Source organism: Psychrobacter sp. M9-54-1 (genome assembly GCF_016613355.1).
Taxonomy (GTDB): Bacteria; Pseudomonadota; Gammaproteobacteria; order Pseudomonadales; family Moraxellaceae; genus Psychrobacter; species Psychrobacter faecalis.
Genome location: NZ_JADGFW010000056.1, coordinates 1 through 848, shown reverse-complemented (window position 1 = coordinate 848; position 848 = coordinate 1). Strand labels below are relative to the sequence as shown.

The 848-nt window shown below is 42.2% G+C and carries 1 protein-coding gene; it reads left to right on the top strand.

Annotated features, from left to right (window positions below):
* Positions 1-84 precede the first annotated feature (84 nt).
* Positions 85-836, top strand: a protein-coding gene (locus tag IQ457_RS13425) for an IS5 family transposase (protein WP_200663879.1) whose coding sequence is annotated in 2 segments (ribosomal slippage) — positions 85-292 and positions 292-836 — 753 coding nt in all. Because the reading frame shifts where the segments join, the coding sequence is not laid out codon by codon here.
* Positions 837-848: the final 12 nt, after the last annotated feature.

Below are 848 nucleotides of genomic sequence, written 5' to 3'. Positions count from 1 at the left end.
TAGGGCGTGTCCCTAATTGGCAAACAAGTATATATCTTCTAAAATAAAGCATACACTTTATAAAATAAGAGGTATATAAGAAAGATGGCCAGACAAGCATTGACCGATAATCTCTGGGAACAGCTACAAGTGACTATGGCACAACATGGTTGCTACCGAAAAGATAAGAATCGTGACGTGATGGAAGCCATTCTTTGGAAACTACGTACAGGTGCTCCTTGGCGTGATATACCTGAAGAATTATGCCCATGGAAAACCGCTTACAACCGTTTCAATCGATGGTCAAAAACGGGTTTGTGGGAGAAATTTTTTTTAGCCTACGAAAAGAAGTTGATACGGAATGGGTATTCATCGACGGAAGCTATGTTCGCTGTCACCAGCATGCAAGTGGAGCTCGGCTTGGTGAAGATCGAGCAATTGGACAAAGCCGTGGCGGAGCAACTACAAAGATACACCTATCCTGTGATGCCGATGGATATCCGCTCGATTTTAAAATCACTGGGGGTGAAGTCCATGACAGTCAAATTGCAGGTCAATTGATTGAAATGATTGGACAAGCTGATTACTTTATTGCTGATAAAGGCTATGACTCAGAGTGTATCAGAGACAAAGCTCGAAGCCATGATATGATCCCCGTCGTTCCTAAAAGGAAGAATGCCAAACAGCCTAATCCAGAGTTTGATAGCTATTTGTACAAGCTGCGTCATCTTGTTGAAAATATGTTTGCAAGGCTTAAGCACTTTCGTAGTATCGCTACTCGCTATGAGAAGTTGGCTCGTAATTTTAAGTCAATGCTCTATCTAGCGTGCACTATCATTCATTGCAAGATGAATTGAGGACACGCCCTA